The following is a 328-nucleotide window of genomic DNA, read 5'->3' on the forward strand; positions in this document are numbered from 1 at the left end:
ACATAGCAGCTGCTACACTATCATCGGCGCTGTTTCGTTTCACTACTGAGTTCGGCATGGGGTCAGGTGGGTCCAAAACGCTATTGTCACCAAGCAAATTTGGTTCGTTAATCGCCTTGGCAATTAACTAAAATCTGGAATTCTGATATCAAGTAAATGTCTACTTTAGTAACTTAACTTCTGTTCTTTACGCTGTCATAAAACGCGTTTGGCGTTGTATGGTTAAGCCTCACGGGTAATTAGTACAGGTTAGCTTAATGGCTCACACCACTTCCACATCCTGCCTATCAACGTTGTAGTCTTCAACGGCCCTTCAGAGACTTTAAAA

The 328-nt window shown here is 42.7% G+C and carries 2 rRNA genes; both read right to left on the reverse strand.

Annotation, left to right across the window (positions count from 1 at the left end):
• Positions 1-94: ribosomal RNA gene (rrf, locus tag JIG37_RS09870) — 5S ribosomal RNA — on the reverse strand.
• A 124-nt stretch (positions 95-218) separates the two neighbouring features.
• Positions 219-328: ribosomal RNA gene (locus tag JIG37_RS09875) — 23S ribosomal RNA — on the reverse strand; the annotation flags it as partial.

The organism is Pseudoalteromonas sp. bablab_jr010 (assembly GCF_016464105.1).
Taxonomy (GTDB): domain Bacteria; phylum Pseudomonadota; class Gammaproteobacteria; order Enterobacterales; family Alteromonadaceae; genus Pseudoalteromonas; species Pseudoalteromonas simplex.